Here is a 3,732-nt window from a genome sequence, read left to right on the forward strand (position 1 = left end):
TGATCAACCAAAAAAACAATCCAACTTCTTACCTGACTATAATTAACCAAATCAATACTCTCTTGATCAAAAGATTCTTTCACAAAAGATCCAAAAGACACAATATCATTTAAGTAAGCCCCAACTGTATGCACAGAATATTTTTTTTCCAATAAAAGATAATCCGAAAAAGCTTCTTTATTTGTTTTCATAATTTAAATATTAAGCACAAAAAAACCGTTAGTATCAAAATTAAAACATTTTGACCACTAACGGTAATTATTTTTGAAAAGCTAAATACTAACTTTCTAAACTGTCTTTCAAGCCTTGAATGTAAGCTGCTTTTTGAATTTGAGCTCTTTTGATAACAGATGGTTTAATAAAAGCAGTACGTGCTCTTAATTGACGAACAGTTCCTGTTTTATCAAATTTTCTTTTATAGCGCTTTAATGCTCTATCGATATTTTCTCCGTCTTTAATTGGTATAATTAACATAATATAGACACCTCCTCTCGTTAAGGCTGCAAATGTATATATTAATTATGAATTATGAGTTATAAATTTTAAATTATTTTCACTTAAAACCTATAATCAGGAAGAAAACTACTATTTACCAACTTCATTTCGTCTTCCAAATGCTTTATTTCAATAAGTTTCTAGAAATGACAACCTTTTGGATTTCGGTTGTCCCCTCTCCTATAGTACATAATTTAGAATCTCTATAGAATTTTTCCACTGGAAAATCTTTAGTGTAACCATAACCTCCATGAATTTGAACAGCATCATTTGCAATTTTGACACATGCTTCTGAAGCATACATTTTTGCCATAGCACCAGATGTGGTTACTGGTTTATGCTTTTGCTTTAAAAAAGCTGCTTTATGGAGCAATAATTCTGAAGCCTCAATTTCTGTTGCCATATCTGCTAATTTAAAAGAGATTCCTTGAAAATTACTAATTGGCTGTCCAAATTGATGTCTTTCTTTTGAATATTTCAATGCAGCTTCATACGCTCCTTTTGAAATTCCTAAAGATAGAGCCCCTATCGAGATTCTCCCGCCATCAAGAATTTTCATTGCCTGAACAAAACCTTCTCCAACTTCTCCTAATCTATTTTCATCGGGAACTCGACAATTATCAAAAACCAATTCGGCAGTTTCGCTTGCTCTCATTCCTAATTTATTCTCTTTTTTGCCTGATGAAAAGCCTTTCATTCCCTTTTCAAAAACAAAAGCAGTCATTCCTTTAGAATCTCCTTTTTCGCCAGTTCGCACTACCACAACTGCAACATCTCCAGAAATACCATGCGTAATAAAGTTTTTAGCACCGTTTACAATCCAATGGTCTCCGTCTTTAACTGCAGTAGTATTCATACCGCCAGCATCTGAACCTGTATTGTGTTCTGTTAATCCCCACGCACCTATGAATTCAGCGGTAGCAAGTTTAGGAAGCCATTTTTTCTTTTGCTCTTCGTTTCCAAACGTTAAGATATGATTGGTGCATAAAGAATTGTGCGCAGCAACAGACAACCCGATTGATGGATCTACTTTTGAAATTTCTTCTACAACTGTAATATATTCGTGATACCCCAAACCTGAACCTCCATACTCTTCTGGAACTAAAACTCCCATGAAGCCCATCTCGCCAAGTTGCTTAAACAATTGGATTGGGAAAATTTGCGCTTCGTCCCATTCCATTATATAAGGTCTAATATTTTTTTCAGCAAAGTCTTTTATAGACTGTGCAATCATTAGTTGTGTTTCGTTGTAATCAAAGTTCATGAGTTAGTTTCTTTTTAGAACTCCAAATATAAACTAATTATTTTTGCTTTTTCAACAGGAAAATCTTTAATTTTTGCTAAATCCTCAATATTATTAAAATTTCCGTTCATACTTCTATAAGTAACTATTTGTTTTGCGAGTGTGTATTTGAAGTATGAAAATTGAGCTAATTCTTTTAATGAAGCCTCATTTACATTTATTTTCTTCAAATTTGAAGGAATTACAACTTTAAAATGAGCATTTAATTCATTGACAACTTCTGGAGAGAGCCCCCAAATATCTTTCATTTGTTCCATTGAAACGAATGAACCTAAAATTTCTTTTTGTTTTAAGATTCTAGAAGACAACCCTTCTCCTATTCCGTAGATTTTAATCAGATCTTCTTGAGTTGCTTCATTAATATCTAATATTGGAAGCTTTTCTTTTTTCGGAAAACTTTTTATACTAAAATCTTTTTTCTCAGCACTATAATTATTTTTATTCTGTTTCCAATCTGGAAATTTAAACAAAGGAGAAATTTTATCTAATAGTGAATCTGAAACTCCTGTGACTTTTTGAAATTCTTCTGCTGAGTTTACATATTTATTCTCTTTCCGAAATGCCATTAGTCGATCAATTTCCTCTAGCGACATTCCGAGCTTGTATCCTTTATAATCAGAAATAAAATTAGGGTTGAAAAGATAATTAATTGGGCTTACCTTTTTATTGTCTAACTTTTCCTGATCGATTTCTGACTGTAGAGCAAGCCATTGCTCTTTTTCAGAACTTTTACTTTCTGAAATATTAAAATCGGATAAATAATAAAACAGTTGCAATCCTATCATAATAATGAAGAGCATAAAAAGGCCTATTCGCTGCTGTTTTGTAAAATGAAAATACTTATTGAAAAACTTAAAATTCATAACTAAAATATTTTTGCTTGTACAAGAAAGAAAAATCCTTCAAATTTATAATAGAAATTAGTAAGAAAAGTAGTTTTTAAAAAATTATCGAATCTTTTATAAAAGTCCAATTAGTTTAATGAATGTCAATACTTAGAGAAAGTTTCTTACGAGTACTGTAAAAAAAACAAAGATTTTATAACTTAAAACATGATAATTGTTTTTATTTTTTACAAAAAACAATACATTTGGCACTTAATAACAAATAAACCAATAAAATAATATGTCAATTTGGAGAGTTAAACCTATATCAGCCTTTGAGGCCGATATGAAAAAAAGTGATTTAAAGAGAGTCCTAGGAAAATGGAGTCTTACTGCCATTGGTGTTGGTGCCATTATCGGTGGGGGAATTTTTGTACTTACAGGTACTGGGGCTTATTATCATGCAGGTCCAGCATTAGCAATTTCGTTTATCATCGCAGGTATTGCGTGTGTTTTTGCGGCTCTTTGCTATTCTGAATTTGCTTCTATTTTACCTGTTGAGGGATCTGCTTATGCATATGCTTACGGTACAATTGGAGAAGTTTTTGCTTGGATTATTGGATGGGGTCTAATTCTCGAGTATGCAATGGGATCTATGACTGTAGCGGTTTCCTGGTCCGGATACTTTAACAAATTGCTAAAAATATTTCACATTCACCTTCCTGATTGGTTAACTACAGATCCTGCAAGCTACACAGGAGAAGGTTTTTCTATGAATCTTCCAGCTTTCTTGATTGTTCTTTTAGTTATTTCATTGCTTATTAAAGGAACAAAGAGTGCTGCTAAAGCAAATAACGCAATTGTTATTCTTAAAGTATCTGCTGTAATCTTTGTAATTATTGCTGGTCTTTTCTTTATTAATACAGCAAACTGGAGTCCGTTTATTCCTGAAGCAACTCAGATTATTGAAAAAGAAACTACACACAATGCTTACGGAATTGGAGGAATCGTTTCTGGAGCTGCTGCGATCTTCTTTGCTTATGTTGGTTTTGATGCTGTTTCTACACAAGCTGGAGAAGCTATCAATCCTAAAAAAGATGTTCCTTTTGC

At 32.4% G+C, this 3,732-nt stretch carries 5 protein-coding genes; 1 reads left to right on the forward strand and 4 read right to left on the reverse strand.

Annotated features, from left to right (window positions below; all coding sequences use genetic code 11):
• The 4 genes from B3J44_RS12985 to B3J44_RS13000 all read right to left on the reverse strand — a co-directional run.
• A partial coding sequence (locus B3J44_RS12985) for a site-specific integrase (protein ID WP_286968804.1) occupies window positions 1-191 on the reverse strand: 191 nt, incomplete at its 3' end.
• Between the two features lie 88 nt (window positions 192-279).
• On the reverse strand, window positions 280-474 hold the full coding sequence (rpsU, locus tag B3J44_RS12990) for a 30S ribosomal protein S21 (protein ID WP_026730435.1): 195 nt from the start codon (window positions 472-474) through the stop codon (window positions 280-282).
• A gap of 145 nt (window positions 475-619) precedes the next feature.
• The gene (locus B3J44_RS12995) at window positions 620-1,759 is read right to left on the reverse strand and encodes an acyl-CoA dehydrogenase family protein (protein WP_198857524.1); all 1,140 of its coding nucleotides are present in this window, start codon (window positions 1,757-1,759) and stop codon (window positions 620-622) included.
• Window positions 1,760-1,773: 14 nt separating this feature from the next.
• Window positions 1,774-2,661 (reverse strand): ComEA family DNA-binding protein, encoded by an 888-nt coding sequence (locus tag B3J44_RS13000; protein WP_286968806.1) that lies wholly within the window; start codon window positions 2,659-2,661, stop codon window positions 1,774-1,776.
• A gap of 262 nt (window positions 2,662-2,923) precedes the next feature.
• Between B3J44_RS13000 and B3J44_RS13005 the strand changes: the two genes are divergently transcribed.
• Window positions 2,924-3,732, forward strand: an 809-nt coding sequence (locus B3J44_RS13005; protein ID WP_286968808.1) for an amino acid permease, incomplete at its 3' end; no start/stop codon positions are given.

The sequence above is a fragment of the Flavobacterium sp. UBA4854 genome (assembly GCF_002399805.1).
Lineage (GTDB): Bacteria > Bacteroidota > Bacteroidia > Flavobacteriales > Flavobacteriaceae > Flavobacterium > Flavobacterium ginsengisoli.

What these genes read in the sequence shown, in the direction of transcription:
- rpsU (WP_026730435.1), bottom strand. Translation starts at nt 474, where the DNA reads ATGTTAATTATACCAATTAAAGACGGAGAAAATATCGATAGAGCATTA.
- B3J44_RS12995 (WP_198857524.1), bottom strand. Translation starts at nt 1,759, where the DNA reads ATGAACTTTGATTACAACGAAACACAACTAATGATTGCACAGTCTATA.
- B3J44_RS13000 (WP_286968806.1), bottom strand. Translation starts at nt 2,661, where the DNA reads ATGAATTTTAAGTTTTTCAATAAGTATTTTCATTTTACAAAACAGCAG.